The 25038-nt window shown below is 61.4% G+C and carries 28 protein-coding genes and 1 riboswitch; of the genes, 16 read left to right on the top strand and 12 right to left on the bottom strand.

Annotated features, from left to right (window positions below; all coding sequences use genetic code 11):
* Positions 1–12: 12 nt before the first annotated feature.
* Genes BR00_RS05580 through queA form a run of 3 tightly spaced genes read right to left on the bottom strand, consistent with a single transcriptional unit; the run spans position 13 to position 2403 of the window.
* Positions 13–1074 carry a 3-methyl-2-oxobutanoate dehydrogenase subunit VorB gene (locus BR00_RS05580; protein ID WP_496476601.1) on the bottom strand — a complete coding sequence of 354 codons (1062 nt, stop codon included), beginning with the start codon at positions 1072–1074 and terminating at the stop codon, positions 13–15.
* A complete protein-coding gene (locus BR00_RS05585; RefSeq protein ID WP_496476602.1) occupies positions 1071–1298 on the bottom strand; it encodes a 4Fe-4S dicluster domain-containing protein in 228 nt (75 codons plus the stop codon). Before BR00_RS05585 ends, BR00_RS05580 begins: the two co-directional genes overlap by 4 nt.
* 22 nt (positions 1299–1320) lie before the next feature.
* Positions 1321–2403: a tRNA preQ1(34) S-adenosylmethionine ribosyltransferase-isomerase QueA gene (gene queA, locus BR00_RS05590; protein WP_496476603.1), complete on the bottom strand. Its 1083-nt coding sequence runs from the start codon at positions 2401–2403 to the stop codon at positions 1321–1323.
* A 56-nt stretch (positions 2404–2459) separates the two neighbouring features.
* Here queA and bioA point away from each other — a divergent pair, with 56 nt between their 5' ends.
* The 12 genes from bioA (at position 2460) to BR00_RS05650 (ending at position 13186) form a co-directional block, all read left to right on the top strand.
* Positions 2460–3755: an adenosylmethionine--8-amino-7-oxononanoate transaminase gene (gene bioA / locus BR00_RS05595; RefSeq protein WP_496476604.1), complete on the top strand. Its 1296-nt coding sequence runs from the start codon at positions 2460–2462 to the stop codon at positions 3753–3755.
* Positions 3756–3799: 44 nt separating this feature from the next.
* Positions 3800–5236, top strand: coding sequence for a sodium:proton antiporter (locus BR00_RS05600; RefSeq protein ID WP_496476605.1), 1437 nt, complete (start codon positions 3800–3802; stop codon positions 5234–5236).
* A 28-nt stretch (positions 5237–5264) separates the two neighbouring features.
* Entirely contained in the window at positions 5265–5729 is a 465-nt protein-coding gene (locus tag BR00_RS05605; RefSeq protein WP_496476606.1) for a universal stress protein, read from the top strand.
* 146 nt (positions 5730–5875) lie between these two features.
* Positions 5876–6748: a sulfite exporter TauE/SafE family protein gene (locus BR00_RS05610; protein WP_496476607.1), complete on the top strand. Its 873-nt coding sequence runs from the start codon at positions 5876–5878 to the stop codon at positions 6746–6748.
* A gap of 435 nt (positions 6749–7183) precedes the next feature.
* A complete protein-coding gene (rplU, locus tag BR00_RS05615) occupies positions 7184–7501 on the top strand; it encodes a 50S ribosomal protein L21 (protein WP_281750649.1) in 318 nt (105 codons plus the stop codon).
* 9 nt (positions 7502–7510) lie between these two features.
* Positions 7511–7777 carry a 50S ribosomal protein L27 gene (gene rpmA, locus BR00_RS05620; RefSeq protein ID WP_496476608.1) on the top strand — a complete coding sequence of 89 codons (267 nt, stop codon included), beginning with the start codon at positions 7511–7513 and terminating at the stop codon, positions 7775–7777.
* An 86-nt stretch (positions 7778–7863) separates the two neighbouring features.
* Complete coding sequence (gene obgE / locus BR00_RS05625) at positions 7864–8928, top strand: GTPase ObgE (RefSeq protein ID WP_496476609.1); 1065 nt, start codon at positions 7864–7866, stop codon at positions 8926–8928.
* Positions 8912–10051 (top strand): glutamate 5-kinase, encoded by a 1140-nt coding sequence (gene proB, locus BR00_RS05630; protein ID WP_496476610.1) that lies wholly within the window; start codon positions 8912–8914, stop codon positions 10049–10051. Before obgE ends, proB begins: the two co-directional genes overlap by 17 nt.
* 408 nt (positions 10052–10459) lie before the next feature.
* Entirely contained in the window at positions 10460–11557 is a 1098-nt protein-coding gene (gene yedE / locus BR00_RS05635; protein WP_496476611.1) for a YedE family putative selenium transporter, read from the top strand.
* Positions 11554–11763 (top strand): sulfurtransferase TusA family protein, encoded by a 210-nt coding sequence (locus BR00_RS05640; protein ID WP_496476612.1) that lies wholly within the window; start codon positions 11554–11556, stop codon positions 11761–11763. The genes yedE and BR00_RS05640 overlap by 4 nt, the downstream gene beginning before the upstream one ends.
* Entirely contained in the window at positions 11760–12317 is a 558-nt protein-coding gene (locus BR00_RS05645; RefSeq protein WP_496476613.1) for a putative Se/S carrier protein, read from the top strand. The genes BR00_RS05640 and BR00_RS05645 overlap by 4 nt, the downstream gene beginning before the upstream one ends.
* A complete protein-coding gene (locus BR00_RS05650; RefSeq protein ID WP_496476614.1) occupies positions 12305–13186 on the top strand; it encodes an NAD(P)H-hydrate dehydratase in 882 nt (293 codons plus the stop codon). The genes BR00_RS05645 and BR00_RS05650 overlap by 13 nt, the downstream gene beginning before the upstream one ends.
* On the opposite strand, the gene BR00_RS05655 is transcribed toward BR00_RS05650, so the two are convergent.
* From BR00_RS05655 to BR00_RS05665, 3 genes are read right to left on the bottom strand one after another with little or no spacing between them, the layout of a single operon-like run.
* Positions 13143–14162: an ABC transporter ATP-binding protein gene (locus BR00_RS05655; protein ID WP_496476615.1), complete on the bottom strand. Its 1020-nt coding sequence runs from the start codon at positions 14160–14162 to the stop codon at positions 13143–13145. The two genes, BR00_RS05650 and BR00_RS05655, sit on opposite strands and share 44 nt — an antisense overlap.
* Positions 14159–15796, bottom strand: coding sequence for an ABC transporter permease (locus BR00_RS05660; RefSeq protein ID WP_496476616.1), 1638 nt, complete (start codon positions 15794–15796; stop codon positions 14159–14161). The genes BR00_RS05655 and BR00_RS05660 overlap by 4 nt, the downstream gene beginning before the upstream one ends.
* Positions 15796–16824 carry a thiamine ABC transporter substrate-binding protein gene (locus BR00_RS05665; protein WP_496476617.1) on the bottom strand — a complete coding sequence of 343 codons (1029 nt, stop codon included), beginning with the start codon at positions 16822–16824 and terminating at the stop codon, positions 15796–15798. Before BR00_RS05665 ends, BR00_RS05660 begins: the two co-directional genes overlap by 1 nt.
* A 37-nt stretch (positions 16825–16861) precedes the next feature.
* Positions 16862–16973: riboswitch (TPP riboswitch) on the bottom strand.
* Between the two features lie 232 nt (positions 16974–17205).
* Here BR00_RS05665 and BR00_RS05670 point away from each other — a divergent pair.
* Genes BR00_RS05670 through BR00_RS05685 form a run of 4 tightly spaced genes read left to right on the top strand, consistent with a single transcriptional unit; the run spans position 17206 to position 21570 of the window.
* Complete coding sequence (locus BR00_RS05670) at positions 17206–18888, top strand: sensor histidine kinase (protein WP_496476618.1); 1683 nt, start codon at positions 17206–17208, stop codon at positions 18886–18888.
* Positions 18863–19258 (top strand): response regulator, encoded by a 396-nt coding sequence (locus tag BR00_RS05675; protein WP_281750638.1) that lies wholly within the window; start codon positions 18863–18865, stop codon positions 19256–19258. The genes BR00_RS05670 and BR00_RS05675 overlap by 26 nt, the downstream gene beginning before the upstream one ends.
* Complete coding sequence (locus tag BR00_RS05680; RefSeq protein ID WP_496476619.1) at positions 19242–20777, top strand: sensor histidine kinase; 1536 nt, start codon at positions 19242–19244, stop codon at positions 20775–20777. The genes BR00_RS05675 and BR00_RS05680 overlap by 17 nt, the downstream gene beginning before the upstream one ends.
* 10 nt (positions 20778–20787) lie before the next feature.
* Entirely contained in the window at positions 20788–21570 is a 783-nt protein-coding gene (locus tag BR00_RS05685) for a response regulator (protein WP_496476620.1), read from the top strand.
* Positions 21571–21589: 19 nt separating this feature from the next.
* On the opposite strand, the gene BR00_RS05690 is transcribed toward BR00_RS05685, so the two are convergent.
* From BR00_RS05690 to BR00_RS05715, 6 genes are read right to left on the bottom strand one after another with little or no spacing between them, the layout of a single operon-like run.
* Positions 21590–22348: a hypothetical protein gene (locus tag BR00_RS05690; protein ID WP_496476621.1), complete on the bottom strand. Its 759-nt coding sequence runs from the start codon at positions 22346–22348 to the stop codon at positions 21590–21592.
* Positions 22349–22359: 11 nt separating this feature from the next.
* Positions 22360–22548, bottom strand: a complete 189-nt coding sequence (locus BR00_RS05695; protein ID WP_496476622.1) for a hypothetical protein — start codon at positions 22546–22548, stop codon at positions 22360–22362.
* A gap of 54 nt (positions 22549–22602) precedes the next feature.
* Complete coding sequence (locus tag BR00_RS05700) at positions 22603–23196, bottom strand: DUF4881 domain-containing protein (protein ID WP_496476623.1); 594 nt, start codon at positions 23194–23196, stop codon at positions 22603–22605.
* A 16-nt stretch (positions 23197–23212) separates the two neighbouring features.
* Positions 23213–24271 (bottom strand): sulfite exporter TauE/SafE family protein, encoded by a 1059-nt coding sequence (locus BR00_RS05705; RefSeq protein ID WP_496476624.1) that lies wholly within the window; start codon positions 24269–24271, stop codon positions 23213–23215.
* Positions 24272–24289: 18 nt separating this feature from the next.
* Positions 24290–24577 (bottom strand): DVU0150 family protein, encoded by a 288-nt coding sequence (locus BR00_RS05710; protein ID WP_496476625.1) that lies wholly within the window; start codon positions 24575–24577, stop codon positions 24290–24292.
* Between the two features lie 9 nt (positions 24578–24586).
* Positions 24587–25033 (bottom strand): universal stress protein, encoded by a 447-nt coding sequence (locus BR00_RS05715; protein ID WP_496476626.1) that lies wholly within the window; start codon positions 25031–25033, stop codon positions 24587–24589.
* Positions 25034–25038 lie beyond the last annotated feature (5 nt).

A 25038-nucleotide genomic window follows, 5' to 3' on the forward strand; every position in this document is an offset into this window, starting at 1 on the left:
GCTGGTCTCCCGTTAGTGGTCGGCGCCAAGGGCGGCCAGGATTGGGGCTTCGAAGTCGTTGGGCGTGGGCAGGTTGCCGGGCAGGTGGCCGTGGAAGGCACTGTCGGCCACCGTGCGGATGGCCAGGCGCACGTCGTCCACCATCTGTCCCAGGTTGTGTTCGAGGGTGAGGAAGCGTTTGCCCTGGTCGGCAAGGGCGCGCAGCATGGCCGAGGGGAAGGGGAAGAGGGTGATGGGCCGCACCAGCCCCACTTTGTGTCCGGCGTTGCGCAGCTTGCGCACCGTGCTCTTGGCGATGCGGCCGATGGATCCGTACGCCACCACGACGAGTTCGGCGTCCTCCACGAGGAATTGTTCGGCGCGGACCTCCGCCTCCATGGCCTGGTACTTGGCGGCCAGGCGGGTGTTTTGTCCTGCCAGGGCCCCGTCTTCCAGAAAGAGCGATTTGATGATGCGCCCGGGTCGACCCACGGCGCCTTGCAAACACCAGCTTGCGGCCTCAGGATCAGCGGTGCGGGCGGGGGTATGGGGGGTGACCGGTTCTTTCATCTGCCCGAGGATGGCGTCCCCGAGCACCATGACCGGGTTGCGGTAGTGAAAGGCAAGGTCGAAGGCGAGCATGGTGAGGTCGTAGGCCTCTTGCACCGTGCCGGGCGCGAGTACCAGGGTGCGGTAGTCGCCATGGCCGCCGCCGCGGGTGGCCTGGTAGTAGTCCCCCTGCGAGGGGCCGATGTCGCCCAGGCCCGGGCCGCCACGGTTCATATTGACGATGACTCCGGGAAGTTCGCTGCCGGCCATGTAGGAGATGGCCTCCTGCATGAGGGAGATGCCGGGGCTCGAGGACGTGGTCATGGCGCGCACCCCGCAGGCCGCGGCGCCAAGCAGCATGTTGGCGGCGGCCACTTCACTTTCCGCCTGGACGAACTCTCCTCCCGCCTTGGGCAGCTCCGCGGAAAGGAGTTCCGGGATGTCGTTTTGCGGGGTGATGGGATAGCCGAAATAGCAGCGCATGCCCGCGGCAAGCGCCGCCCGGGCGATGGCCTCATTGCCTTTGAGGAAGACGCGTTCGCTCATGCGGCCTCCTTGGTTTTGAAGACATGGATGGCGAAATCCGGGCACATGATGGCGCAAAAGGCGCAGCCTTTGCACTCCGCCATGCGTTCGGCAGGGACTTCGGCTACTTTGTAGCCTTGTTGGTTGAAACGGGAAGATTGCTGGATGATGCCGCTGGGGCAGGCCTGGACACAGAGCAGGCAGCCTTTGCAGCGGTCTTCCCGGAATTGGACGCGACTTGGCATAAGCGACCTCCGAGGGGTGGGGTTAGCGGATGAGCATGGCGTCGCCATAGGAAAAAAATCGGAAACCGGAGCGCACCGCTTGCGCGTAGGCGGCGCGGACGGTGGGCAGGCCCGCCAGCGCGGCGACCATAATGAGCAGGCTCGATGCGGGCAAGTGGAAGTTGGTGATGAGACTGTCCACCACCTGAAAGCGGTGGCCGGGGAGGATGTAGAGGTCGGTCCAGCCCTGGTAGGGGTGGATGCCGCCGGTTTTGACGGGCAGGCTCTCCAGGGTACGGGCGGACGTGGTCCCTACGGCCACGACGGGCCGGCCTTGGGCCTTGGCCTGGGCAATGGCCTGGGCCGCGTCCTCGGAAACCTCGATAAACTCGGCGTGCATGCGGTGGTCGCGGATGTCCTCGCAGCGTACCGGGCTGAAGGTCCCGTACCCGACGTAGAGGCAGACCGCCACCGTCTGCATCCCGCGTTCGCGGAGGGCAGCGAGGATTTGCGGGGTGAAATGGAGCCCTGCCGTGGGGGCGGCCACCGATCCGAGCTTGGCGGGATCGGCGTACACGGTTTGGTAGCGTTCCTGGTCCTCACCCGAGTCGGGCCGGGCGATATACGGAGGGAGCGGCATGTGACCGTGGCGCAGAAAGATGTCCGCAAGCTCTCCCTGCCAGGCAAGGCGCACGCGGCAGCGGCCGAAGTCCATACGCTCGAGGACGCGCACCTCAAGGCCGTGAAAATCGAGGGCTTGCCCTGGTTTGAGGCCGCGCACCAACCCTTCGGCCTCGGCCTGCCAGCCTGTGCCGTCCGGCTCCGGGACGATACGGGGAAGGGGGGTGAGCAGGAGAAATTCGCTTTTGCCGCCCGTGGGCTTGGTGGCGAGCAGCCGGGCCGGCAGCACCTTGGTGTTGTTGAAGACGAGAAGCGCTTCCGGGGGCAGAAGCTGGGGGAGCTCGGCAAAGGCGTGCTCGGAAAATATCGTCCCTTCACGGGGGACCACGAGCAGCCGGGATGCCTCACGGTGTTGCGCCGGCGTCTGCGCGATGCGATCTTCAGGCAACTCGTAGATGTAGGATTGCAGGCAATAGCGTTCTGGGATAGGGGGCGAGGCAACCATGGGCGCCCCGTAGTGCAAAGGGCGCTCGCCCGCAACCCATGGGAGGTCTCCCCGTCATGGACTCCGCCCTGCACCATCTCTTGGAGCTGGACCGCCGGCACGTGTGGCACCCGTATGCCACCATGCCTGCGGCCGTGCCCCCCGTAGTGGTGGAGTCCGCCCAGGGCGCCCGTCTGCGCTTGGCCGATGGCCGGGAACTCATCGACGGCATGGCGTCGTGGTGGGCGGTCATTCATGGCTATCGCCACCCCGAGCTGGATGCGGCCATCGTCCAGCAGCTCTCTCGCATGGCCCACGTCATGTTTGGCGGCATCACCCACGAGCCGGCAGTGCTCTTGGCGCGGGAGTTGGTGGATCTGGCGCCGGACCCGCTTTCTGTGGTGTTCTTTGCCGACTCGGGCTCTGTGGCCATGGAAGTGGCCATGAAGATGGCTTTTCAGTATTGGATGGGGCGGGGGCGACCGGAAAAATGTCGGCTGGTGGCCCTGCGCGGCGGCTACCATGGGGACACCCTGGGCGCCATGAGCGTGTGCGACCCGGAAAACGGCATGCACTCCCATTTCGCGCGGATTTTGCCCCAGCACTTTTTTGTGCCTCGCCCGGCAGTGCCCTGGGGGGCTGTCTGGGACGATCAGGCCATGGCCCCCCTGGAGACGGTGCTGGCGCGCCACGGACGCGAGATCGCGGCCCTGGTGCTGGAGCCCGTGGTGCAAGGGGCGGGCGGCATGTATTTTTACCACCCACAATTTTTGCGTGCGGCGCGGCGTTTGTGCGACGACTATGACGTGCTGCTCATCGCCGACGAGATCGCTACCGGCTTTGGCCGTACCGGCCGCATGTTTGCCTGCGAGCATGCGGGGATTTCCCCGGACATCATGGCCGTAGGCAAAGCGCTTACAGGCGGCTACCTGACGTTGGGGGCGGTGCTTGCCACAGCTGCGGTGGCCCAAGGGGTGAATGCTGGCGGCCCAGGCTGTCTCATGCATGGCCCGACCTTCATGGCCAATCCGCTCGCCTGCGCCGTGGCCCGGGCTTCGGTGGGAATCGTCCGGCAGGGTGCTTGGCGGCAGGCGGTGTCGCGTCTGGAGACGCTTTTGCGGGAGGGACTGGCTCCATGCCAAGACTTCTCCCATGTGGCTGAGGTTCGGGTGCTGGGCGGCATTGGAGTGGTGGAGCTGACCGCCCCGGTGACTATGGCCGTGATGCAACCGGCCTTGGTCGCGGCAGGGGTGTGGGTGCGGCCTTTTGGCCGCTTGGTGTACGTCATGCCGCCGTACGTCATCACGGAAGAAGATGTGGCGCGGTTGTGCCAGGCCGTGGTGGCGGTGGTGGCCGCCCATCCTCCCGCGTAGGGGGGCAACGTCAACCGGGACTTTGAAAAACAGGAGGACCTTGCATGCAACAGCGACGGATTTGGCCATGGGTGGCCGCGCTCCTTGGTGTGGCGCTCCTTGGCGGGTTGGCCCCGGCATGGGCCGCAGGTGGAGACTTGCATCATGCCGCCGAGGAGATTGGGAAAGAATTGGGCGCATTGTGGGTCATCCCCTTTGCCTGCATGCTCCTTTCCATTGCCGTCATGCCGCTTACCGTGCCGCATTTCTGGCACCATCACTACGGCAAGGTGGCGGCCTTCTGGGGGTTGGCGTTTCTTGTCCCCTTTGCCCTGACCCACGGCTTCGACTTGGCCCTCTACGAAGTGGTGCATACCGCGCTTCTGGAGTACATTCCCTTCATCATCTTGCTCTTTTCCCTCTTTACCATCGCCGGCGGGGTGTGCCTCACCGGCAGCCTCGTGGGCACGCCCAAGGTGAACGCAGGGCTCCTGCTTTTGGGCACGATCTTGGCGAGCTGGATGGGAACCACCGGCGCGGCCATGCTGCTGATCCGGCCGCTTCTTCGCGCCATCGCGCACCGCAAGTACAAGGTGCACACCGTGGTGTTCTTCATTTTTCTCGTGGCCAATATCGGCGGCTCGCTCACGCCGCTGGGAGACCCGCCGCTCTTCTTGGGCTTCCTCAAGGGGGTGTCGTTCTTCTGGACCACGGTGCACCTCTTCGTGCCCATGGTCGTGCTCGCCGCCATTTTGCTGACCCTGTACCTGATTGTGGATACCGTGCTCTTCAACAAGGAAGGCCGCCCCACGCCGCCGGAAGCCAAGGGGAAACTTGGGTTGGAAGGCACCCATAACCTCCTGCTCTTGGGAGGTGTCGTCGGCGGGGTGCTCATGAGTGGCATGTGGAACCCGGGCACAGGCTTTGACGTGTATCATGTGCACGTGGAGCTGCAAAACGTGGTACGGGATATCCTGCTGCTCATCCTGGCGGGCATCAGCCTCAAGACCACCAGTTTTGAGACCCGGCGCAAGAACGAGTTCGATTGGGAGCCCATCCGCGAAGTGGCCAAGCTCTTTGCCGGCATCTTCCTCTCCATGATCCCGGCCATCGCCATCTTGCGCGCCGGCGAGGAAGGGGCCCTGCGGAGCATCATCGCCTTGGTGTCCGAGAACGGCCAGCCCAACCATGCCATGTATTTTTGGCTCACCGGCGTGCTGTCGAGCTTTTTGGACAATGCGCCGACCTATTTGGTGTTCTTCAATACCGCTGGCGGTGATGCCCAGGTGCTCATGCAGGAAGTGACCACTCTCCTGGCGATTTCCGCCGGAGCGGTATTCATGGGCGCCAACACCTATATCGGCAATGCGCCCAACTTCATGGTGCGTTCCATCGCGGAATCCACAGGCGTGAAGATGCCGAGTTTCTTCGGCTATATGGCATGGTCTATTGGAATTCTGGTTCCGTGCTTCATTTTGATGACGGTGCTATTTTTCCTCTAATGGTGAAGAGGAATATCGTGGAGGATTTATGATCAAGATTGAACGCGTCCTTGTTCCTGTGGATGGCTCCGATTCATCCCGTAACGCGGCAAAATATGCGACTCACTTACTCAATGTTCGAAATCCGGTGCTCTATCTTCTGCATGTCTATGAGCCTATCAATATGACTATCGGTGGAGATGAGGCTGCCATGTTGCGTGCAGAGGAGCAGGCGAAATCCATGGCGATGCTTGAGGATTATAAGAAGATGCTTGAGCCCTGTGGCATGCGCATTGAGCTCATTGCCCGTGAAGGCCGGCCGTGGTATGACATCCTCGATGTGCAGGAGGAGTATGACTGCGACCTCATTGTGATTGGATCTCGGGGGCTTTCGGCCTTGGAAGGGGTCATTATGGGCAGTGTGGTGACTCACGTGCTCCAAGGGGCCCAATGCCCGGTGCTGGTGACGCGTAACCTGCGCCACAAGTATCTGCAGGGCGCCTGCGGAATATGACGTTTGGAACTGCTGCCAATGTGCTTTCCCGGCCAGGGGGTTCTGGCCGGGATTTTTTTTGAGGAGAGGTCCATGAGGGGGTTGACGATTCTGTGATTTTTATCACAAAGTAGATGTGTAAAAAAATACAGCAGGGGGAGAGGGTTATGATGTTTTCCACTGCAGGTATCGAAGTGGCGTGGTGGGTGCCGCCGATGACGGCCTTTGCCATTTCGCTGGGCACTTCCATGGGCGGGGTATCCGGGGCGTTTCTTCTTCTTCCTTTTCAGATGTCGGTGCTGGGGTATGTGCACCCTTCGGTGAGCGCCACCAACCAGCTCTTCAACGTGGTGGCCATCCCCAGCGGAGTGTGGCGCTACGCCAAGGAAGGGCGCATGGTGTGGCCGCTCACCTGGGCCGTGGTGCTGGGTACCTTGCCCGGGGTGTTTCTCGGCGCGATGTTGCGCGTGGCCTATTTGCCGGATCCGCGGCGTTTCAAGCTGTTTGCCGCCCTGGTGCTCGCCTATATCGGCGCGCGTATGGTGCGTGATCTGTGGCGCGGCGGCGGTAAAAAGGACACCGGCCATGGCGTGGTGGAGGTGGAGGCCTGGAATTGGCGGCAGGTGGCGTTTACCTTTCAAGGAAGGCGGTATCAGGCCCCAGTGTGGGGGATTTTTGTCCTTTGCCTGGTGGTGGGCGTCGTGGGGGGCGTGTACGGCATCGGCGGTGGCGCCATCGTGGCCCCGTTCTTTGTGTCCATCTTCGGTCTGCCGGTGTACGCTGTGGCTGGCGCGGCGCTCATGGGTACGTGCGTGACTTCCGTGGCTGGCGTGATCTTCTACCAGGCCATTGCTCCGTGGTATCCGCACCTTTCCGTTGCCCCGGACTGGAAGCTGGGCCTGCTTTTTGGCCTGGGCGGCATGGCGGGCATGTATCTGGGGGCGCGCTGCCAGCGTTTCGTGCCGTCGCGGGTCATCAAGGCCGGCTTGGTGTTGGTCCTTTGGGGTACTGCCGCCAAGTACGTGGTGGAGTTTATGTAAAGCGGCACGCAATGCTTTGGCCAGGCGGTGGGCTTGCTCCAAGCGGGGCATGGTGCGCTGCAACGAGGCACCCATGGCCACAGGCGCTTGGTGTGAGGAAAATCCCATCGTTGGGGTGGCTGCAGCGTTCTGACTTTCATGGAACCCATGAGTGCAGAAAGATTCCGTCTCTTCCGGCTTGCAGTCCTCCATGGGGCGCAAGAAATTGCCCCCTTGGATCCAGACCTTTGCCGACATCCGGCGGCGCCAAGACTACTCCGTGCGGCTGCAGGCCCTTGGCGGAGTCGCTGGCCCGGGACGTCCGGATGGGAGTTTTTGCTTTCTGGTTGACGTCAGCGCCATCGCCGCGTACAGAAGGCATCCCTCTCGACGGCAAGGCGTGACGTCCGCGCAGCATGCTTCGGGCGTCGTTCACTTTTTTGGAGGTCATATACAATGTTCGCGATCGTAGAAACGGGCGGGAAGCAGTTCCGGGTGGAAGAAGGGCTGCAGTTCAAGGCGCCCAAGATGGAGGCCGAGGTCGGCGCGGAGATCGCTCTGGACCGGGTGCTTTTGGTGCAGGGTGAGTCCGGTCTCAAGGTGGGACAGCCGCTGGTGGAAGGCGCTGTGGTGCGCTGCCAGGTGGTGGATCATGGCCGGGACAAAAAGATCATCGTTTTCAAGAAAAAGCGCCGCAAGGGCTATAGCAAAAAGCAGGGCCACCGTCAGGACTTCACTTTGGTGAAGGTGACGGGTATCGAGGCCGCACTCTAGGAGGACGTCATGGCACATAAAAAGGCAGGCGGAAGTTCTCGGAACGGACGCGACAGCGCAGGTCGGCGGTTGGGTGTCAAGAAATTCGGCGGCCAGCAGGTGCTCGCGGGAAATATCCTGGTGCGGCAGCGGGGTACCAAGTTTCATCCTGGTGTCAACGTGGGCAAGGGCAAGGACGATACCTTGTTCGCCCTGGTGGATGGCGTGGTGCAGTTTGAGAAGTATTCCCGCAAGAATGTGGTGAAGACTCGGGTAAACGTGGTGCCGGTGGCCTAGCGCCGGGTCCCGTTTGTTTTCTTGGCCGCTCGGGAGTTCCGGGCGGCTTTTGTGTTTTTGGGCAGCGGTCGGCAAGGGAGGAGCCAATGCGTTTTGTGGATGAAGCCCGGATCCTTGTGCGTTCCGGACACGGGGGCCGGGGATGTGTCTCCTTTCGACGGGAGAAGTATATCCCCAAGGGCGGCCCGGACGGTGGGGATGGCGGCGCAGGCGGAGATGTCATCGTGCGAGCTTCGAGCCGGCTTTTGACGCTGTATGACTATCGCCACCAGTCGGTGCAGGAAGCGGAAAACGGCCGCCCTGGAGGGGGCAGCATGTGCTTTGGCCGCGCCGGTGCGCCCAAGATCGTGGAAGTGCCTGTGGGAACCTTGGTCTTCGAGGAGACCGAAGACGGCGAGGTGCTTTTGGCGGATTTGGCCTCCGACGGCCAGGAGATCGTCGTCGCCCGCGGGGGGCGCGGGGGCAAGGGCAACGCCCACTTCAAGTCCGCCACCATGCGCACGCCGCGTTTTGCCCAGCCTGGCGAGCCCGGGGAGGAGAAGCGTCTGCGTCTGGAGCTCAAGGTCTTTGCCGACGCAGGGCTGCTGGGGCTTCCCAACGCCGGAAAATCCACATTTCTTTCGCGTATTTCTGCTGCACGGCCCAAGATCGCGCCCTATCCCTTCACGACGCTCACCCCGCAGCTTGGGGTGGTGGAACACCCCGCAGGCGCCCGCATGGTGGTGGCCGACATTCCCGGCCTGGTTGAGGGTGCCCATGCCGGCGTCGGCCTGGGCCACACCTTTTTGCGCCACGTGGAGCGCACCCGGTTCCTCGTGCACCTGGCAGCGGCCCCGGACGTGGAAGGCGAGGATCCGGGCGCGGTGTTCGCCATGCTCAACGAGGAACTCCGCCTCTTTGACGCGACTCTTGCCCAAAAGCCGCAACTGCTCGTGGTCAACAAGATCGATCTCTTGGACGCCTCGGCGCGTGCGCGTCTTGCCCAGGCGCTTTCCGCCGCGGGCATTTCGGCGCTCTTCATGTCCGCGCTGGACGGCGAGGGGGTGGAGGCGGTAGTGGCCGCCATGTGGGCCATGCTGGAGACCGCCGAAGCTTCAGCCGTGGCCTCAAATCCGGATTCCGAGGGGAAGGGGGATGGGAGACTGGCGTGAGGAGCGGCGTCGGGCCGTGGAAAGTGCCCGGCGGGTGGTGATCAAAGTCGGCAGCGCGGTGCTCACCTGTCCGGAAGGCTTGGACATGCGGGTTGTGAGCCGGTTGGTGGATCAGGTGGCGGCCCTGCATGACCGGGGGGTGGAAGTCGTCCTCGTGACCTCTGGGGCCGTGGCTGCGGGGCGTTCGGTGGTGGGCCGAAGTGCGTGTGCCTGCCTGGTGCACAAGCAGGCTGCTTCCGCCGTCGGGCAAAGCCGTCTCATGCATGCCTATGACGAGGCCTTTGCCCGTTTTGGCAAGATTTCGGCCCAGGTGCTCCTCACCAAGGACGATCTGCGCAGCCGGGAGCGCTTCCTCAATGCTCGCAACACCATGACCGAGCTTCTCGCGTGGAAGGTCATTCCCGTGGTCAACGAAAACGACACCGTGGCCGTGCAGGAGCTCAAGTTCGGCGACAACGACGCCTTGTCGGTCATGGTGGCCAACCTGGTGGGGGCGGATCTGGTGGTGAACCTCACCTCCGCCCCCGGGGTTTTTGACGACAATCCCCTGGAAAATCCGGCGGCCACGCTCCTTGCGTGCATTGAAGACATCGAGAGTCTCCCCCTTGCCGCCATGTGTCGGGGCAAGACCCAGGCCGGTACCGGCGGGATGCTCAGCAAGCTTTTGGCCGCTCGGCGTGCCGCCCGTTTGGGTATCCCCACCATCATCGTCTCGGGCCGGGAGAAATTTGCCCTGGAGCGGATCTTTGCCGGGGAAGCGCTGGGGACCTGGGTGCGGCCCAAGCGAAACATTTCCGGGCGGAAGTTCTGGCTCGCCTACCACTTGGATCCCGCAGGCGTGGTGCAGGTGGACGCAGGCGCGGCCCAGGCCCTGCGCTCCCGCGGCAAGAGCCTCCTTGCCGCCGGTGTCGTGGGCGTGGAAGGCCAGTTCGGCGTGGGTGCTCTGGTGAAGGTCGTGGACCCCGAAGGTACTACCATCGGTGTTGGGCTGACGAATTTCAAGGCCGCAGAGCTGCGGCGCATCCAAGGGCTTTCTTCGGCGGAGATCACGGCGCTTTTGGGCGTCTGTCCGCACCCGGAAGTCATCCATCGCGACAACCTCGTCCTGGACGAGACGTTGTAGCACCGCAAGTTCCCCGTGCACACTCCCGCTTTTCATTGGCGCGGGTGCGTTGTCCTGCATTTTGATGCAGGATTTTTTTGTATGTATTTTTTTTGAAAATACATATTCTTTTTATATATTTGTTAAGACAATTGGACTCCGTCTGGGAAAGCGCCGTATGCGGCGCTTATTTTCTATGGAATTGATGTTTGTATGCCCAGAATGCGGAGAGGTTTTCTCCCAGAGCACCTGGTCCATCGAGGAGCGTCTGCAGGTGGAGGAAACGGAGATCGAGGGCCGCGTCGTACGTGGTCTCGTGCGGGTGCATTGCCCTTTGTGTGGTAAGGTGCACCGCTACACTCCGGATGCAGTGCTCTGCCCCGTGATATCGAGGCCGGAGCACGGAATATGACTACCGAGGAGGAGGATATGGGCAAAGGACGAGGCAATGTTTTCGCCACGACCATCGGGATCGTGGTGGTGGGCGCACTCATCGGGACTGTGGCGGCCCTGCTGCAGTACTGGGGAAACCCTGCCAATATGGGCGTGTGTGTGGCCTGTTTTGGTCGGGATGTGGCCGGCGCCATCGGCCTGCACCGGGCTGCAGTCGTCCAGTACCTGCGTCCGGAGATCATGGGCTTTGTGCTCGGATCATTGGCGGCGGCCGTGGTCTTTGGGGAGTTCAAGCCCTCCGGAGGCTCGGCCCCGGTGACACGGTTTGTGCTCGGCATGATCGCCATGATTGGCGCCTTGGTCTTTTTGGGCTGCCCGTGGCGGGTGTTTTTGCGTCTGGCCGGCGGAGATGGCAACGCCCTGTTCGGACTGGCCGGCCTGGCCACCGGGGTGTGGATCGGCACCCTCTTTTTCAAGGCCGGTTTTTCTCTGGGCCGGGCGCAGACGCAGACGGTGGCAACGGGCCTGGTGTTTCCGGCCATCATGCTGGGCCTTTTGGCCTTGCGGCTGATTTTCCCGCCGATTCCTGGCGAGGCCCAAAGCGACATCCTGTGGTATTCTCTCAAAGGACCCGGCGCGGCCTATGCCCCGGTGGCGGTGTCTTTGGCCGCGGGTTTGGGTATCGGCTTCTTGGCCCAGCGCAGCCGTTTTTGTACCATGGGCGCCCTGCGGGATCTCATTCTTTTCCGGCATGCGCACCTCTTTTTGGGCGTGGTAGCCTTGTTTGGCGCCGCCTTGGTGACCAACGTGGTGGTCGGGCAGTTCCATCCCGGCTTTGAGGGCCAGCCTGTGGCTCATACCATGGGGTTGTGGAACTTCGCTGGCATGCTGGTGGCGGGCCTGGCCTTTGCCTTGGCCGGAGGATGTCCGGGCCGTCAGCTTTTCATGGCAGGAGAAGGCAATACCGATGCCGCCCTGTTCGGGCTGGGCATGCTCGTGGGGGCAGCGGTGTCGCACAATTTCGGCCTGGCGAGCTCTCCCAATGGCATCGGTCCCCATGGCATGGCTGCGGTGGTGATCGGGTTTGTGGTGTTGGTGCTCATCGGGTGGTTCCATACGAGGAGGCAGTCATGAAGGTGGATGCGCGAGGGCTTTCTTGCCCCCAGCCGGTGCTCCTTGCCCTGCAGGCCATCGGCGAGGCAGGCTCCGGCGTCATCGAGGTGCTGGTGGATACGGAAGCCAGCTGTGAAAACGTCACTCGGGCCGCGGAAGGCCGGGGTTGGAGTGTTGCCGTGACCGGGCTTCCCGGCGGCGAGTTCCGTTTGGAACTTCGGAAATGATCGCATGGGTTCGGCGCTTTGTGCGCCGCCATCCAGCCAATGCGTCGAAGCGGGGCATGTCCGATCGGGGCATGCTCCTCTTTCCCAGCACCGGAGAGGTCATCCGCGCCGAGGCCGTGCTTCGGGACGCCGGGGTCCCCGTGGCGGTGAAGGGGCCGCCTCCGGCCCTGCGCCAAGGTTGTGACATGGTGGTGGAGTTCCCGCTGGTGGAAGAACTCCGGGTGCGTGAGATCCTGGAAAACCACCGCCTCGTGCCCTTGCGGGTGGCGGTGGTGGAAGATCACCTCCTGGAGCCGGTTTCCCTCTTTCACGTCAAGGAGTTGGGGGAGTTTCTCATGGTGCGGGCGGCCAACATGAAGGTCACGGTGCACCGATCCTCTGGACGCATCGTCAATGTTTCGGGCGGGGGGTGCCCGGACGTCCCCTATCTGGCCGAGGTCTTGGTGGGGCGCAGCATCGATGAGGCCCCGGAGCCGCGCTCTCTGGGCCGCACCTTATGCGGGTACGCCTTGCAATTGGCCTTTACGGAGGTACGACGCCGATGTCGTGGCTGATCGTCGGTACGGTACCTCGGGCGGATTTTGGCCTCTATTGGGGGCCGGCGCAGCTGGACGGGACGGAGCTCCTCCTGGGTGGCGCACGGGTGCGGGTGGCTCGGGGCACGCCCGCCCTGGTGGCCGCGGCCTTGACGGCAGCGGCGTTTTTGCACCTGCCTGCCCCGGAGGTACTTTTGGCCGGCGATGTCGGCACCGGTGAGGGCAGTCGTCGGATCTATGCGGCTTTGGCGTCCGAGGTGCACCGCGTCCAGGGCCCGGGGGTGACCTTCCACTACCTCATGCCCGATGTGGCGGGGCACAACCAGGTGTTGTGGGCCTTGGAATCGTTGCGTCCGCGGCCTCTTTTGGTGGCGGACGCCGGGTTTATGTATGCCGCCAAGATGAGCGGTTTCGCCGCCCACTACGACCTCTTCACCCCGGACGTGGGGGAGATGGCCTTTTTGGCGGATGAATCCGCTCCCCATCCCTTCTACACGCGCGGGTTTCTCTTGCAGGACGAAGAGGCCGTTCCCGATCTCGTCCGCCGGGCCTATGCCGGGGAGAACGCCGCCCGGGCCCTGCTTGTCAAAGGGCGCACCGATGCGGTGGTGGAGGGCGGCCGTATTGTGGCGCGCATCGCTGCTCCAGACGTGCCGGCCATGGAGCCCATCGGTGGCACGGGAGACACGCTTACGGCCCTGGTTTCCATGCTCTTGGCCGCACGCCTCCCCATCCAGGAGGCCTGCTGCGTGGCAGCCCTTGCCAATCGCTTCTTGGGGGAGTTGGCTCAGCCCACGCCGGCGTTTGGAGTGGCGGAGTTTTTGCCCTTTGTGCCGGCGGCCCTTACGCGGGCGTGGGAAGCACGGCGTTTGGGTCCGCTTCCTTGAGGGGACGGATCCGCGCCGCGTTGAGGGTAAGGCGGATCTGCTCCCCTGGGCGATGTTCCGGCGGCAGGAAGAGCTCTACGGTGCTGCCGTATATCTCCACCAAGGTGTGGGCCGTCTCCAGACGGCGGCCGAGTACTTTTCCTTCCAGGGCAATGCCCCGGTCCGGTGCGTGGGCAGTCAGCGCGGCGTCCGGCAGCACGAGGTAGGCCGGAGCCGCGGGCAGGGTTTGGGCCAAACGGGCGATCAACGGTCCTTCCTGGACGATGGTGGTCTGGCCGAGGAGCGTGGCTGCGGCGATCGTGCCGGGAGCGTCCAGCACCGCATCCACTGGGCCGAAGCGCAGCAGCCTTCCGTGATAGAGGATGGCCAGGTGGGTGGCCAGGCGGCAGGCCTCGGTCGGGTCGTGGGTGACGATCAGAGTCGGCACCTGCGCTTGGGCAAGGAGCGCGGCGAGCTGCCCCACCAGGCGCCGACGCAGCCCTTGGTCGAGGGCCGCCAGTGGTTCATCGAGGAGCAGCACCCGCGGCTGCGGGGCCAGGGCTCGGGCCAGGGCCACGCGCTGCTGTTCGCCCCCGGAAAGCTCCCACACGCGGCGTTTTTCCATGCCGCCAAGTCCCATATCGGCAAGAAGGCTCGCCACCCGTCGGCGAATGCTCCTCCGGTCATCTCCGCGCACCACCAGGCCAAAGGCCACGTTCTCCGCCACACTCAGGTGGGGAAAGAGGGCGTAGTCTTGAAACATGACCCCCATCTTTCGGTGGTGGGCCGGCAGATGGGTGATTTCCCGGTCTTCCAGAAAGATTCGTCCTTGATCCGGGCGTTCCAGTCCGGCGATGAGGCGAAGCAGCGTGGATTTGCCGCTGCCGCTTGGTCCGAGCACCGCCAGGGTGGCGTTGGGAGGAAGTTCGAGATCAAGGGGCGCAAGCTCCCAAGCAGCAAAGCGTTTGGCGATGTGTTGCAGACGCAGGATGCTCATGGGTGGGCCTTATGGGACGCGCCGACCCAGAGGCGCTGGGCCACGAGTCCCAAGACTGCGCACGTGGCAAGGAGGATGGTGGCCAGGGCCAAGGCCTGGGCGTGGTTGGTGGTGCCGGGCAAGCTCAGGGAACGATAGATGGCTACGGGCAAAGTGGGGGTGGTGGGGCGCACGAGAAAAAGGCTCGCCCCGAACTCTCCCAGGCTTACGGCCAGGCTCACGGTGGTGGCCATGGCCAGGGGGCGGGCAAGCAGCGGGAGCGTGATACGGCCGAGAATCTGTCTGGGGCTCGCCCCCAGGGTGGCGGCGGCCTCGCCCAACTGCGGGGAAATAGCCTCCAGGGCCGGCTGCAGGGTGCGCAGCACCAAGGGCAAGGCCACCAGGGCGTGGGCCACGGGGATGACCCACGAAGCGGTGCGGGCGTCCCACCAGGGCGTGCGCAGGGCAAGCAGCAGCCCCAAACCCAAGGTGGCGGCAGAGGTGGTCATGGGGAGCATGCACACGGTCTCGATGGCGGTGCGCAGTCGGCTGCGCCGGGCCCCGAGGGCAGCGGCAAGCCCCAAGGGGACGGCCAGGGCCGTGGCCAGGGCGGCGTAGCGCAGGGAGTAGGCGAGGGAAACGATGGGGGCAGTTCCTAGGGCCGATTGGCGGGGGTCCTGGGCAAGGAGGCGGTAGGCCTCCAGGCTCCAGGCGTTTTGGACGCGGAAGGATTCTAGTATCAGCGCTACGAGGGGGAGGATGAGCCCGGCAAAAAGAATGGCACCGCAAAGGATCCCTGCCCCCTGTACGGTCCGGGGAAGTTGCCGCCACGCCGTGGGGGGTGCTTGGCCGTGGAGCGGCACGCTGCGGGCACTGACGCTTGCCAAGGCAAAGAAGAGCGCGCTGCAGCCCAACTGCAGCACGGCCAGGATCCCCGCTCGAGGGAGATCCAACTGCTGCATGGTGGCCTGGTAGATGGCTACCTCTATGGTTGCGAACCGCCCTCCACCGAGAAGGAGCACCACCCCGAAGGAGCTGAAGCACAAAGCAAAGACCGTGATGGCCGAAGCGAGGATCCCCGGGGCGAGCAGGGGGAGGTGGACGCGGAAGAAGATGGTTATGGGCGGCGCCCCCAAGGTGGCGGCGGCGTGTGCGGCGCTTTGCGGGATGCGCGCCCAAAGGCCGGCCATGATACGCGCGGCGAGCCCCAGGTTATAAAATACGTGTGCCCCGAGTATGGCCGCCATGCCGGGGGTCTCGGCGGCGCCGAAGACCGGGGCCGTGAGCCGGCCCAGAAACGAGGTGGGGTCTGCGAGCACGGCAAAGGCCGTGGCCACCACCACGGTAGGGAGCACGAAGGGGAGCAGGAGGAGCATGGAGGCAAGCCCTTGTCCCGGAAACTGTACCCGGGAGAGGAAAAAGGCCGCGGGCAGGGCAAGGACGACGCTTATGCCGCTGGAAAGAAGGGCCTGGAAGGTGGTCCAAGAGAGCACCTGATGGACGGCAGGGTCGCGCAGCACCACGGCCGCTGCCTGCCAGCCTCCTTGGGCGAAACTCACCGAGAGGATGGCCGCCAGCGGATGGGCAAAAAAGAGGGCGAGAAAGATGAGGGGCGCCCAGGCGGGGGGCGCCACCCATGGCAGGTGTGGGCGCATCACGGGGTCATGATGCGGTTCCAGCGGGTAATCCAGGCTTCGCGGTGCGCCGCGATGCGCTCCGGCGTGATCCACGCCGGGCTTTCGGCCATGCGGGCATGGCGCGTGAAGACCTCGGGGAGGCGGACGTCGTGCACTGCGGGGAAGACGAACATCTGCAGGGGGATGTCTTCCTGAAAGGCGTCGGAGAGCATGAAGTCGATCCACCGGCGGGCGAGCTCGGGGTGCTTGGTCCCTTTGAGGATGCCGGCGAACTCCACCTGCCGGAAGGCTGCTCCGGGTGTGAGCACGGCGGCAGTGGGCGCTTCTGCGGTGGCGTTTTTGCCGAAGTAGACTTCCGCCGCAGGGCTGGTGGCGTAGCTGACCACGATGGGACGCTGCCCCTTGGACGCGGCGGTGAAGTCTCCCCAATAGGCGTCTTTCCAGCCCGGACGCACCAACACTCCGCCGGTCTTGAGTCTTTCCCAAAAGGCAAAGGCCTCGTCCTCACCGAAACGGGCGATGGTGGTGAGCAGGAACGCCAACCCCGGAGAGGAAGTGGCGGGATTTTCCACCACCAGCAGGCGCGCATACTCGGGGCGCATGAGGTCCATGATGTCTTGGGGAGGCGTCATGCCCTGGGCGGCGAACCAGGCGCGGTCATAGTTGAGGCAGACATCGCCGAAGTCGATGGGAGTCACCCGGTGTTCAGGATCCAGCACGAGTTCCGGCCGCACCCGGGCCAGGGCCGGGGAGCGGTAGGGTTCAAAAAGGTCTTCTTTGAGGGCGCGGCTCAGAAAAGTGTTGTCGACCCCAAAGAGCACGTCGGCCAGCGGGGCGTGCTTGGTGAGGATGGCCTGGTTGAGGGTCAGTCCGGCATCGCCGCCTTGGAGAAAGCGCACGGTGCAGTTGTGCTCCGCCTCGAAACGGGCGACTGTCTCCTTGCTGATGCTGAAGCTGTCGTGGACGAGGACGGTGAGTTCCTCGGCCGTGGCACGGATGGGAAGCGCGCCAAGCACCAAGACCAATGCGCATACGAGACGACACATGGAAACCTCCGAGGCATGAAGAAGGATGCAGGCGCACTCGGAAGGGGGAGGCAATCCCTGCGCCGGCATGACCCGGATCAGGTTCGTCGGTCGGCTCCAAAATGGGGGCCCTCTCAGCCCGGCTCCACCGGACTCCCGAATGCACGCTCCGGTTACGGAGCCGGGCGGTCGGGGTCAAGCCATTGGCTTTGTGCTATCGCCAAGACCCCTCGGTCCCCTGGGCAACGCAGTAGACGCCGGGTGTCTTTGTGTCTTTCCCACGGGAGGCAACGATTCCGTGCCTCGTTGCTTTTGGAGTTTTCTTGGAGCCTTCATGGGGCTGTGGCATATCCTGTGCAATTTTTGCGACATCCCGACGCGTATTCAAGGAGGAGAGACCAGATGCTCCCGAGTCCTTCGCTCCGAAAATCCATTATTGGCACTGTTTTGCTTTTTTCTTTTGTCCCCTTGTTTCTTTTGGGGTGGGTGGTTTATGGGATGTTTGCGTCTACCTATCACGCAAAGGTGCGTGACAATCTCGCTATCTTTGCAGAGGATAAGCGCAATGCTATCGATTTGTTTTTGCGCGATCAGGTGGCTCAGTTGCGTGTTGCTGCGCAAAGCCATAGCCTGGCCCAACTTTCTTCTCAGGAGTTCATGGATCGGCTGCTTTCCATCATGCAGCAAGGAACTCAAACTATAGTTGATTTGGGACTCATTGATGACGAAGGGAACCACGTGGTGTACAGCGGGCCTTATAATCTTCGTTCCATAAATTATAAAAATGAAGAATGGTTTAAAATAGTCCGTGTTCGTAAGCTATATATTAGCGATGTATTTAGTGGATTTCGTGGTTTTCCACATATTATTGTTGCTGTTTCCAAGCAGGAGAATGGTCGGGAATGGATTTTGCGAGCAACAATAAATTCTGAAATATTTGATTCATTTGTTCGCCTTATTCAGATAGGAAAAAAAGGAGATGCATATATTATTAATAGGAAAGGTGAGATTCAGACAAATCCGAGATTTCCAGGAAAAGATATCCAAGTGATCCGTCCGTTGATAGATAGTAAGTTTTCTGGTGTTCGCATTCATGAAGGAATAATGCATGGTAATGCTGTTTATATCGCTGGCATATGGTTGCAGGAGAAAGAATGGCTTGTAGTGATCGAGGAGGATAAGCACAGCGAGCTGGAACCACTGTTACGTACCCGTACGTTGACTATTCTCGTCAGCGCTGGTGGCCTGCTGTGTGTGCTCCTTGGAATTTTGATGGTAAGTCGAATGATTGTGGTCCATCAGGAACGCCAAGAGCGGGAGCAGGCGCGCCTCAACGAGGAGCTGGTGCAGTCGAGCAAGATGGCTGCCTTAGGGAAGCTTGCCGCTGGTGTGGCCCACGAAGTCAACAATCCTTTGGCGGTGATCCGTGAGCAAGCAGGGTGGATTCGTGATCTTTTGGAAGAGGAAGACATCCAGTCAAGTCCCAATTTTCAAGAACTCAGAGACGCAGTCATCAAGATAGAACAACATGTTGAGCGGGCAGGAAGTGTTGTCCACCGAATGCTTGGCTTTGCAAGACGCATGGAACCGGTACGATTTGATGTGTCTATAAAAGATCTCTTGCGAGAGACGGTTGTCTTTTTGGAAAATGAGATGCATTTCCGTAATATTCAATTAAAATGGGATATAGAAGAAGATCTTCCGTTGGTAGAGACTGACCCATCTCAGCTCCAACAAGTGATTCTGAATATTGTGGACAATGCGATTGACGCCATTGGCAAGAACGGGACTATTACCCTTGGCGCTGCCTATGACGCCCAAAGCGGTTGTGTCTGCATGCGTATTCGGGATGATGGGCCGGGTATGGATAAGGACGTTCAGGCGCGCGTCTTCGATCCTTTCTTTACTACCAAGCAGGTGGGCGAAGGGACTGGCCTTGGGCTTTCCATCAGTTATTCTATTGTCACCCGGTTGGGCGGCACCATCCGCTTTGTCTCCCAGCCGGGTGAAGGAACGGAATTCATCATTTGCCTGCCCGTGCGCAGGGGGAGTAAGGCCGATGACCGTCACCTCGGTGAAAAATGAAATTTCCGTGCTCGTGGTGGACGATGAGCAGGATTTTGTGGACGCTCTTGTGAAGCGCCTGGCTCGCCGCGGCTTTGCGACCCAGGGTGCGCTCAGCGGTGCAGAGGCCCTCAAGACCCTAGAGCGGCAGCCCGTTCATGTGGTGGTCCTCGATATCCTCATGCCAGGCATGGATGGCCTTGAGACGTTACGGTATATCAAAGAAAACTATCCTCGGGTGCAGGTGGTCCTGCTTTCAGGACATGGTGGTGAGGAACTCGGGGTGCGGGGCATGGCCTATGGGGCGTTTGCCTACCTTCTCAAGCCCGTGCCGCTTGCTCGACTCGTGGATACGGTGATCCAAGCAGCAGAATATGCGCCCGTTGCCTGAACTCTTTGCTTGGGCCCGCGGGGTCCAAGGGCGTTTGATTGCGGTTATCGTTGGTCCGCCTTTAGTGCCGGTGCTTTTAGCGTTGGGCTGCGCCCTGGTGTGGGGTGTAGGAGTCGTCCACCATGCCCATCAGGAAGTGGTGCGCCAGCGGGCGACCACAGTGGCTCGCGTCGTGGAGCAATGGGTACGTCAGACCTTGGAGGTTGCTCAGGTCGTTCCTGTGGAGCGCATGCGTGCGTGGGGGATCTTGGCCGTAGGTCAGGTGAATAATGCTGGAGAGGCGCGTTTTCAGGGAGGGGTATTGGCCCCGGAAGCGGCATTGGCCGCAGCTCGCGACGTGTTCGCTCAGCAAGGGTCCCTGGTGGCCGCTCCCCTGCAAACCCAACCCGTTGCTGGCGTGGTGGTGGGGATTCGTCGCGGAGACGGCCTCCTATGGGTCTATCTCGAGGCAAACGCTCTGGGTCGTTGGCTCGATCTTGCCCGACAAAAGCGCGAGCATGTGGTCCTCCAGGTCTCAGGGGGGCGCGTGGAGCGGGGAGATGCCCCTCAAGAAGGATGGGAAATGGCCAGGGTTGGAGTCCCAGGGCTCCCCTGGCAGGTGGAAGTGGCCGCGCCGCAAGAGTGGGGCCTTTTTGTGGAGCGGTGGCTCGGGCTTTTTTTGGCAGCGGTTTTGGTGGCTGGCGGGGTGCTGGTGGTGGGGGTCGCCTTGCGCACGAGTAGTGCGGTGACGCGGCTTTTGGCCCAGTATCGCACCGAGCAGGAGAGTTTGCGCGAGGCCCTTTCCCGAGCTGAGCTTTTGGCCCAGTTGGGGACCATGGCTGCCGGTTTTGCCCATGAAATCAATAATCCCTTGCAGGTCATGAAGAGTGAGCATGCCTATATGCGCATGCTTTTGGAACAACTGCGCGCGGTTTGTCCCGATGCCTCAAGGCCAGGAGAGGAGCTTTTGGAAAGCATGAGCCAACTCGAGGGACAGATCCAACGCTGTAGTCGCATTACCCACGCCATCTTGGGGTTTGGTCGTCTTTCTTCTGGCGCAGAGTCCCGGGTGGTGGATTTGTGTCGTTTTGTGCCGGAAGTGGTTTCCACCTTTCATTCCATGGCCGAGGGTATGGGCGCCCAGTTGGAGACTTCCGTTCTGCCCGAGCCAGTCATAGTACGCCTCGATCCCGCCAAACTCCAGCAAGTGCTTGCCAATCTTATCGTCAACGCCTTGCATGCCGTGGAAGGCCGGGGGCCCCAGTCGCAGGTGACGGTACGGGTGAAAGTTGCCGAAAACGGCGAGGAGGCGTGCATCGTGGTGGAGGACAACGGGTGTGGCATTGCGCCTGAGCACCACGAAGCCATTTTTACCCCGTTTTTTACCACCAAGGCTCCGGACCGGGGAACAGGTCTAGGGCTGCCCATTTGCCATGCCCTGGTGCAGGCCATGGGCGGGCGTATAGACTTTTCCAGTGAGCTTGGCCGGGGTACGCGTTTTACCGTAACATTGCCTCGTCTTCCCCTTATCCGTTCGTAAGGAGAATGCCATGGAAGAGCGCCAGCGCAGTCATGTATTGCTCGTGGATGATGAGATTGCCTTTACCAGGGTGTTGGCCAAGGTTTTGGAGCACCAGGGATTTGTGACCTCTTCGGCTGCCAGCGCTGGGGAAGCTTTGGAGTTTTTGCAGATGGTCGAGCCGGATGTTATCGTCCTTGATGTGCGGATGCCGGGACTCTCCGGGGTGGATGCCTTACCGCGCATTCGAGCGGTATGCCCTCGGGCGCCGGTCATCTTGCTCACAGGTCACGCCACCTTGGAAGATGCGGCCAGGGCGGTGGAACAGGGGGCCTTTGATGTGCTTCACAAACCTTGTGACACGGCGCTCCTCGTGACCCGCTTGCGAGAGGCCGTGCAAACCTCCCGCGGTCGCAATCTCCATGCTGGAGACATCCTTATGCCAGTGGACCAGTGTTTGGTGGCGGCGCCGTCCTGGAGCGTGGGACAAACCTTGGGGGCCTTAGAGCACTGGTCAGAAGATACTGTCGTCTTGCTGATGGAAGACGGCGCTCTTCAGGGCATTTGGGACTCCGGTCTTTGGGTGAAGGCCTTGGCGAGCCGACCTTGGCGGATCTTGTGGCGGGATCCTGTGGCCAGTGTCTGCTGCGCGCCGTCATGGGTGGATGCGCATTGTACCCTGGTGGAAACCGCAGCCCAGGTGACTCTCCATGGGATCGTGGCCGTGGGGATGGCTGGAAGCTTGGTGGGGGTTGTCGGCCCTCAGCAACTCCGCGCGGCGGCAGTGCGATGGCGATGGGGCCAGGGAGCATGAACCCCGATTGGGCAGGGCATTATTGCGGCGAGGGGCGGGCGAGGAGCACCACCCCCCGCACCCCTGGGTAGGATGCCTGGGCGTGGTCTTCCCACACATTCACCACCTGGGCATACCCCACTGCTTCTCCACTTGGCAGGACAACGGCGAGGCGGGTCTCTGGAGTGAGTCCGTGGCGGCTTCCCCAAGGCACAGTGAGCCGACCACGGCGATCAATGGTGGTCTCCGCGAAGTTTTGCAGCGCAAGCAGCTTCTCGAGGGTCGAGGAGAGACGGTAGATGGCAATCGCCGCGACACCCCCGCACGTGGCCAGTATGGCGGCTATCAGGTAGGGGTGCACGCCAAGGGTGCGGATGAGGACGCTTGGGGCAAGGCGCTGTGCATGCGCGGCGGAGGAGACCACGCGAATGTGAAATTCTTGGGCGGGAGCGCCCGGGAAGAGGACGGATGCCGTGAAATTTCCCTCAGGGGTAGTCTCTGGGGCGGTAATGGTCCCCAGCCATTGGTTACCGCCGAGGTAGTATCCCGTCTGTTGGCCGCGTAAGGTCAAAGAGAGGGGCGGCTGGGTATGGATTCTGGCCAGGGACGTGGCGTTGGCTGGAACCCAGCCGGAGATGGGGACGCTTTCCCCTGCAATGATCACGAGTTGCGAAGCATCCTGCCTGGCCATGTGCTGGAGTCCATCCGCCACCGCCCCAAGGGCCAGAAGAAAAAAGAGGGAAGCGATGCATCCCAGGATGCGACGTTGAGTGAAGAGTTGCTGGATGCGAGGACTCATGCCTCTTTCCCCTACACAAGGCGGCGCCGTAGGAAAAAGAACGCCACGAGGGTTGGCAGCAGGAGCCCAAAGAATGTCTTCATGAAGGTGGGAGTAAATGTGTCCGGGTTCAGATGTGCCTGGTACATGGCGATACAGAGATAGCCCAAAACCAGGACGTCCAGGGTGACGACGAACCACCAAGGGGAAGAGGATTTCATGATGGCCTCCGTGGGCAAGGGCAGGGGGGCATGCCCCCCTGCCGTGGGTTGACGTTACTTTTTGTAGATGTCCGTTTGGGTGATATTCATGAGTCGCAGTGCCTGGCCTGGCTGCTTGTAGTACACCCGAATCTCGTCACCGGCCTGCCATACGGTCTGGGGGCGTTGGATGTCCGCCTCTGCTACTTCGATGGTCACCAGGGTCTTTTGTCTGCTGGAATAAATGGTCACGGTCCGTTTGGCGGCGTCCACTATAGGGAATTTCTTGCCCGCCACCAATGGGTGATCTTTGGTGATTTCTGTCTGCTTATCCACCAGCTTGAAGGGGATGTGGACAAAGTTTTGGATCGCAGCGTCGAAGATCACCACTTCGTTCTTTTCCGTGTCTAGTTTCATGCGCCCGCCGGGGCGAGGTTCTGGGCCCATTTCTGCGGGATCCGCGGGGATTTTGAAAGTGATGGGAGGCAGGTGGGTATAATCAGGTTTGCCTTGTACCGCGGATGTGTCTCGGATGATGGTGACCTCGCCTTTGGACTTGTCATAGGCCACGGTGCGGCCTTGTTCCACCTTTCCTTCTTCCAGGCATCCGGTCACGAGAAACAGGCTTGCCGCCACGACGAAGAATGCAATACGGTGTAGTATTTTCATGGTTTCCTCCCTCTGCTTAGCTCACAACACCACGTTTTTTGGCAGCAAGCTCCGCCTTAGCTCCCTGGACCATGCGCACGAAGATATAGAGCGACATGGCTGCTACCAAGCCATTGACCAGGATGGTGGCTGAGATGTCCATTGTATGCTTGGTAGATGGGACTGCAGCGCCAACGAGTTTCATGACAATGGATACGGCGCAGCCGATGACCGCCCACCCGAATACATATCGGATACCGTATCCATGGATGTATTTGGTCGCTACCGCCCCTACCTGGGCACCCATGGAAGCGCCGATGAGCATGATAATAGCGGCAACAAGCTCGGTGCGTCCTTTGTAGGTATAGGAAGCTGCTCCATAGAGACCGGAGATCATGACTTCAAAGAGGTCGGTGCCTACTGCTACGTGCGTGGGACATCCCAGAAGATAGATGAGGGAGGGCATGCGGATCAGTCCACCGCCGATGCCGAGGATGCCAGCCAACCACCCGGTGAAAAAAGAGACCGCGATAGGCAGCCACGCAGAGCAATAGATGCCTGCGACATTGAGGTGTACCATGGGAGGAATTTTGATTTTATGCAGGGTCTTATGCCATTCCACGCCCACGGCTTCTTCGGGATCGCGACCTAAGCGCCGGGCTTCTTCTTCGCGCTTTTTCTTCTTGTGGACGTCGTAAAAGACGAGCCAGGCGATGAACGCCAAAAGTACCAAGTAGATGTAGCGGACGACTTTATCCACCAAGCCTAACCGCTCGAGCCACATGATCATTTGGGCGCCTACCTCGAACCCGCCTACGGTGCCTACGAGCATGATAATGCCGAGCTTGTAGTCGACGTTGCCGAACTTGCCGTGCCGCATGGTGGAAACCAACGATTTGCCGGCCATATGCGCGATGTCGGTGCCGATGGCAAAGGCCATGGGGAAACCTAAGATATTGAGCCCAGGTGTCACCATCCATGCGCCGCCCATGCCAAAGAAACCACCGATAATTCCCACTCCCACACCGAGGATGATGAGTCCGGGCCAGAAAATATCCACGCCGGCAATAGGCATGTGTACGTAAAGCCAATCCATATACATCCTCCTTTGATTTTAGTGGCCGCCGTGGCCGCGCTTCGTAAGATCAATACCGATGTGTGCCATGATAAAGTCGGCAATGGTACCAAATATAACGCCTACTACTGGAATTATGATGACAGTGACGATAGTGAAATAGAGGTGACTTTCGTTGTAGAGCGTCGCCCACCAATGGGAGATGCCGCTGGTCCAGCGGGTGTCGGCAACGATCACGATGGACGATCCTCCACCTCCTGCAGCCAATGCGGTAACTGGAAGTACAAGAAACAGAAATGCAAGAATAGGGAAAATGAAACGTCGCATATATCCTCCTTAGGGGTTACGAACCACCAACACAGAACACGGGGCATGGGAAACCACTTTGCCTGCTACGCTGCCCAACACGAAGCGGTCGATGCCGCGTTTGGATCGGCTCCCCATGACGATGAAGTCCACCTGACGCTCTTCAGCCACGCGCAGGATGGCGTCCGCCGGGGATGGGCTTTGGCATACTTCTACCTGAGGGATGAGTCCCGCAGCCTTGGCATGTTGCGCGTAGTCCTCCGCCTTGGCTTGCGTCTCTTCAAGGAGCTTGGTCTGCACCTGGGCGGCGTGGGCATAATCGCCGATGTCGGAGAAATCTTCCGCCACCATCAAGAGGACCAGCTCTGCTTCCGAGGCCTTCGCCTGGTGGATGGCTTCTTCCAGCACCGATGGAGCTTGGCTGGAGAGGTCCAGTGGAACCAAGATGGTTTTGATGGGCTTCCTTTTCCATTCCATACGTT

This window comes from Thermodesulfomicrobium thermophilum DSM 16697, from assembly GCF_059568695.1.

Bases quoted from the DNA above. Each gene is read 5' to 3' on its own strand.
- BR00_RS05690 (WP_496476621.1), bottom strand. From the start codon at position 22,348: ATGAGTCCTCGCATCCAGCAACTCTTCACTCAACGTCGCATCCTGGGA.
- BR00_RS05700 (WP_496476623.1), bottom strand. From the start codon at position 23,196: ATGAAAATACTACACCGTATTGCATTCTTCGTCGTGGCGGCAAGCCTG.
- BR00_RS05670 (WP_496476618.1), top strand. From the start codon at position 17,206: ATGCTCCCGAGTCCTTCGCTCCGAAAATCCATTATTGGCACTGTTTTG.
- queA (WP_496476603.1), bottom strand. From the start codon at position 2,403: ATGGTTGCCTCGCCCCCTATCCCAGAACGCTATTGCCTGCAATCCTAC.
- BR00_RS05675 (WP_281750638.1), top strand. From the start codon at position 18,863: ATGACCGTCACCTCGGTGAAAAATGAAATTTCCGTGCTCGTGGTGGAC.
- rplU (WP_281750649.1), top strand. From the start codon at position 7,184: ATGTTCGCGATCGTAGAAACGGGCGGGAAGCAGTTCCGGGTGGAAGAA.
- BR00_RS05705 (WP_496476624.1), bottom strand. From the start codon at position 24,271: ATGGATTGGCTTTACGTACACATGCCTATTGCCGGCGTGGATATTTTC.
- BR00_RS05655 (WP_496476615.1), bottom strand. From the start codon at position 14,162: ATGAGCATCCTGCGTCTGCAACACATCGCCAAACGCTTTGCTGCTTGG.
- BR00_RS05660 (WP_496476616.1), bottom strand. From the start codon at position 15,796: ATGCGCCCACACCTGCCATGGGTGGCGCCCCCCGCCTGGGCGCCCCTC.
- BR00_RS05680 (WP_496476619.1), top strand. From the start codon at position 19,242: ATGCGCCCGTTGCCTGAACTCTTTGCTTGGGCCCGCGGGGTCCAAGGG.
- BR00_RS05695 (WP_496476622.1), bottom strand. From the start codon at position 22,548: ATGAAATCCTCTTCCCCTTGGTGGTTCGTCGTCACCCTGGACGTCCTG.
- BR00_RS05580 (WP_496476601.1), bottom strand. From the start codon at position 1,074: ATGAGCGAACGCGTCTTCCTCAAAGGCAATGAGGCCATCGCCCGGGCG.
- BR00_RS05685 (WP_496476620.1), top strand. From the start codon at position 20,788: ATGGAAGAGCGCCAGCGCAGTCATGTATTGCTCGTGGATGATGAGATT.
- obgE (WP_496476609.1), top strand. From the start codon at position 7,864: ATGCGTTTTGTGGATGAAGCCCGGATCCTTGTGCGTTCCGGACACGGG.
- BR00_RS05665 (WP_496476617.1), bottom strand. From the start codon at position 16,824: ATGTGTCGTCTCGTATGCGCATTGGTCTTGGTGCTTGGCGCGCTTCCC.
- yedE (WP_496476611.1), top strand. From the start codon at position 10,460: ATGGGCAAAGGACGAGGCAATGTTTTCGCCACGACCATCGGGATCGTG.
- BR00_RS05610 (WP_496476607.1), top strand. From the start codon at position 5,876: ATGATGTTTTCCACTGCAGGTATCGAAGTGGCGTGGTGGGTGCCGCCG.
- BR00_RS05715 (WP_496476626.1), bottom strand. From the start codon at position 25,033: ATGGAATGGAAAAGGAAGCCCATCAAAACCATCTTGGTTCCACTGGAC.
- BR00_RS05640 (WP_496476612.1), top strand. From the start codon at position 11,554: ATGAAGGTGGATGCGCGAGGGCTTTCTTGCCCCCAGCCGGTGCTCCTT.
- BR00_RS05605 (WP_496476606.1), top strand. From the start codon at position 5,265: ATGATCAAGATTGAACGCGTCCTTGTTCCTGTGGATGGCTCCGATTCA.
- BR00_RS05710 (WP_496476625.1), bottom strand. From the start codon at position 24,577: ATGCGACGTTTCATTTTCCCTATTCTTGCATTTCTGTTTCTTGTACTT.
- proB (WP_496476610.1), top strand. From the start codon at position 8,912: ATGGGAGACTGGCGTGAGGAGCGGCGTCGGGCCGTGGAAAGTGCCCGG.
- BR00_RS05585 (WP_496476602.1), bottom strand. From the start codon at position 1,298: ATGCCAAGTCGCGTCCAATTCCGGGAAGACCGCTGCAAAGGCTGCCTG.
- rpmA (WP_496476608.1), top strand. From the start codon at position 7,511: ATGGCACATAAAAAGGCAGGCGGAAGTTCTCGGAACGGACGCGACAGC.
- BR00_RS05600 (WP_496476605.1), top strand. From the start codon at position 3,800: ATGCAACAGCGACGGATTTGGCCATGGGTGGCCGCGCTCCTTGGTGTG.
- BR00_RS05650 (WP_496476614.1), top strand. From the start codon at position 12,305: ATGTCGTGGCTGATCGTCGGTACGGTACCTCGGGCGGATTTTGGCCTC.
- bioA (WP_496476604.1), top strand. From the start codon at position 2,460: ATGGACTCCGCCCTGCACCATCTCTTGGAGCTGGACCGCCGGCACGTG.
- BR00_RS05645 (WP_496476613.1), top strand. From the start codon at position 11,760: ATGATCGCATGGGTTCGGCGCTTTGTGCGCCGCCATCCAGCCAATGCG.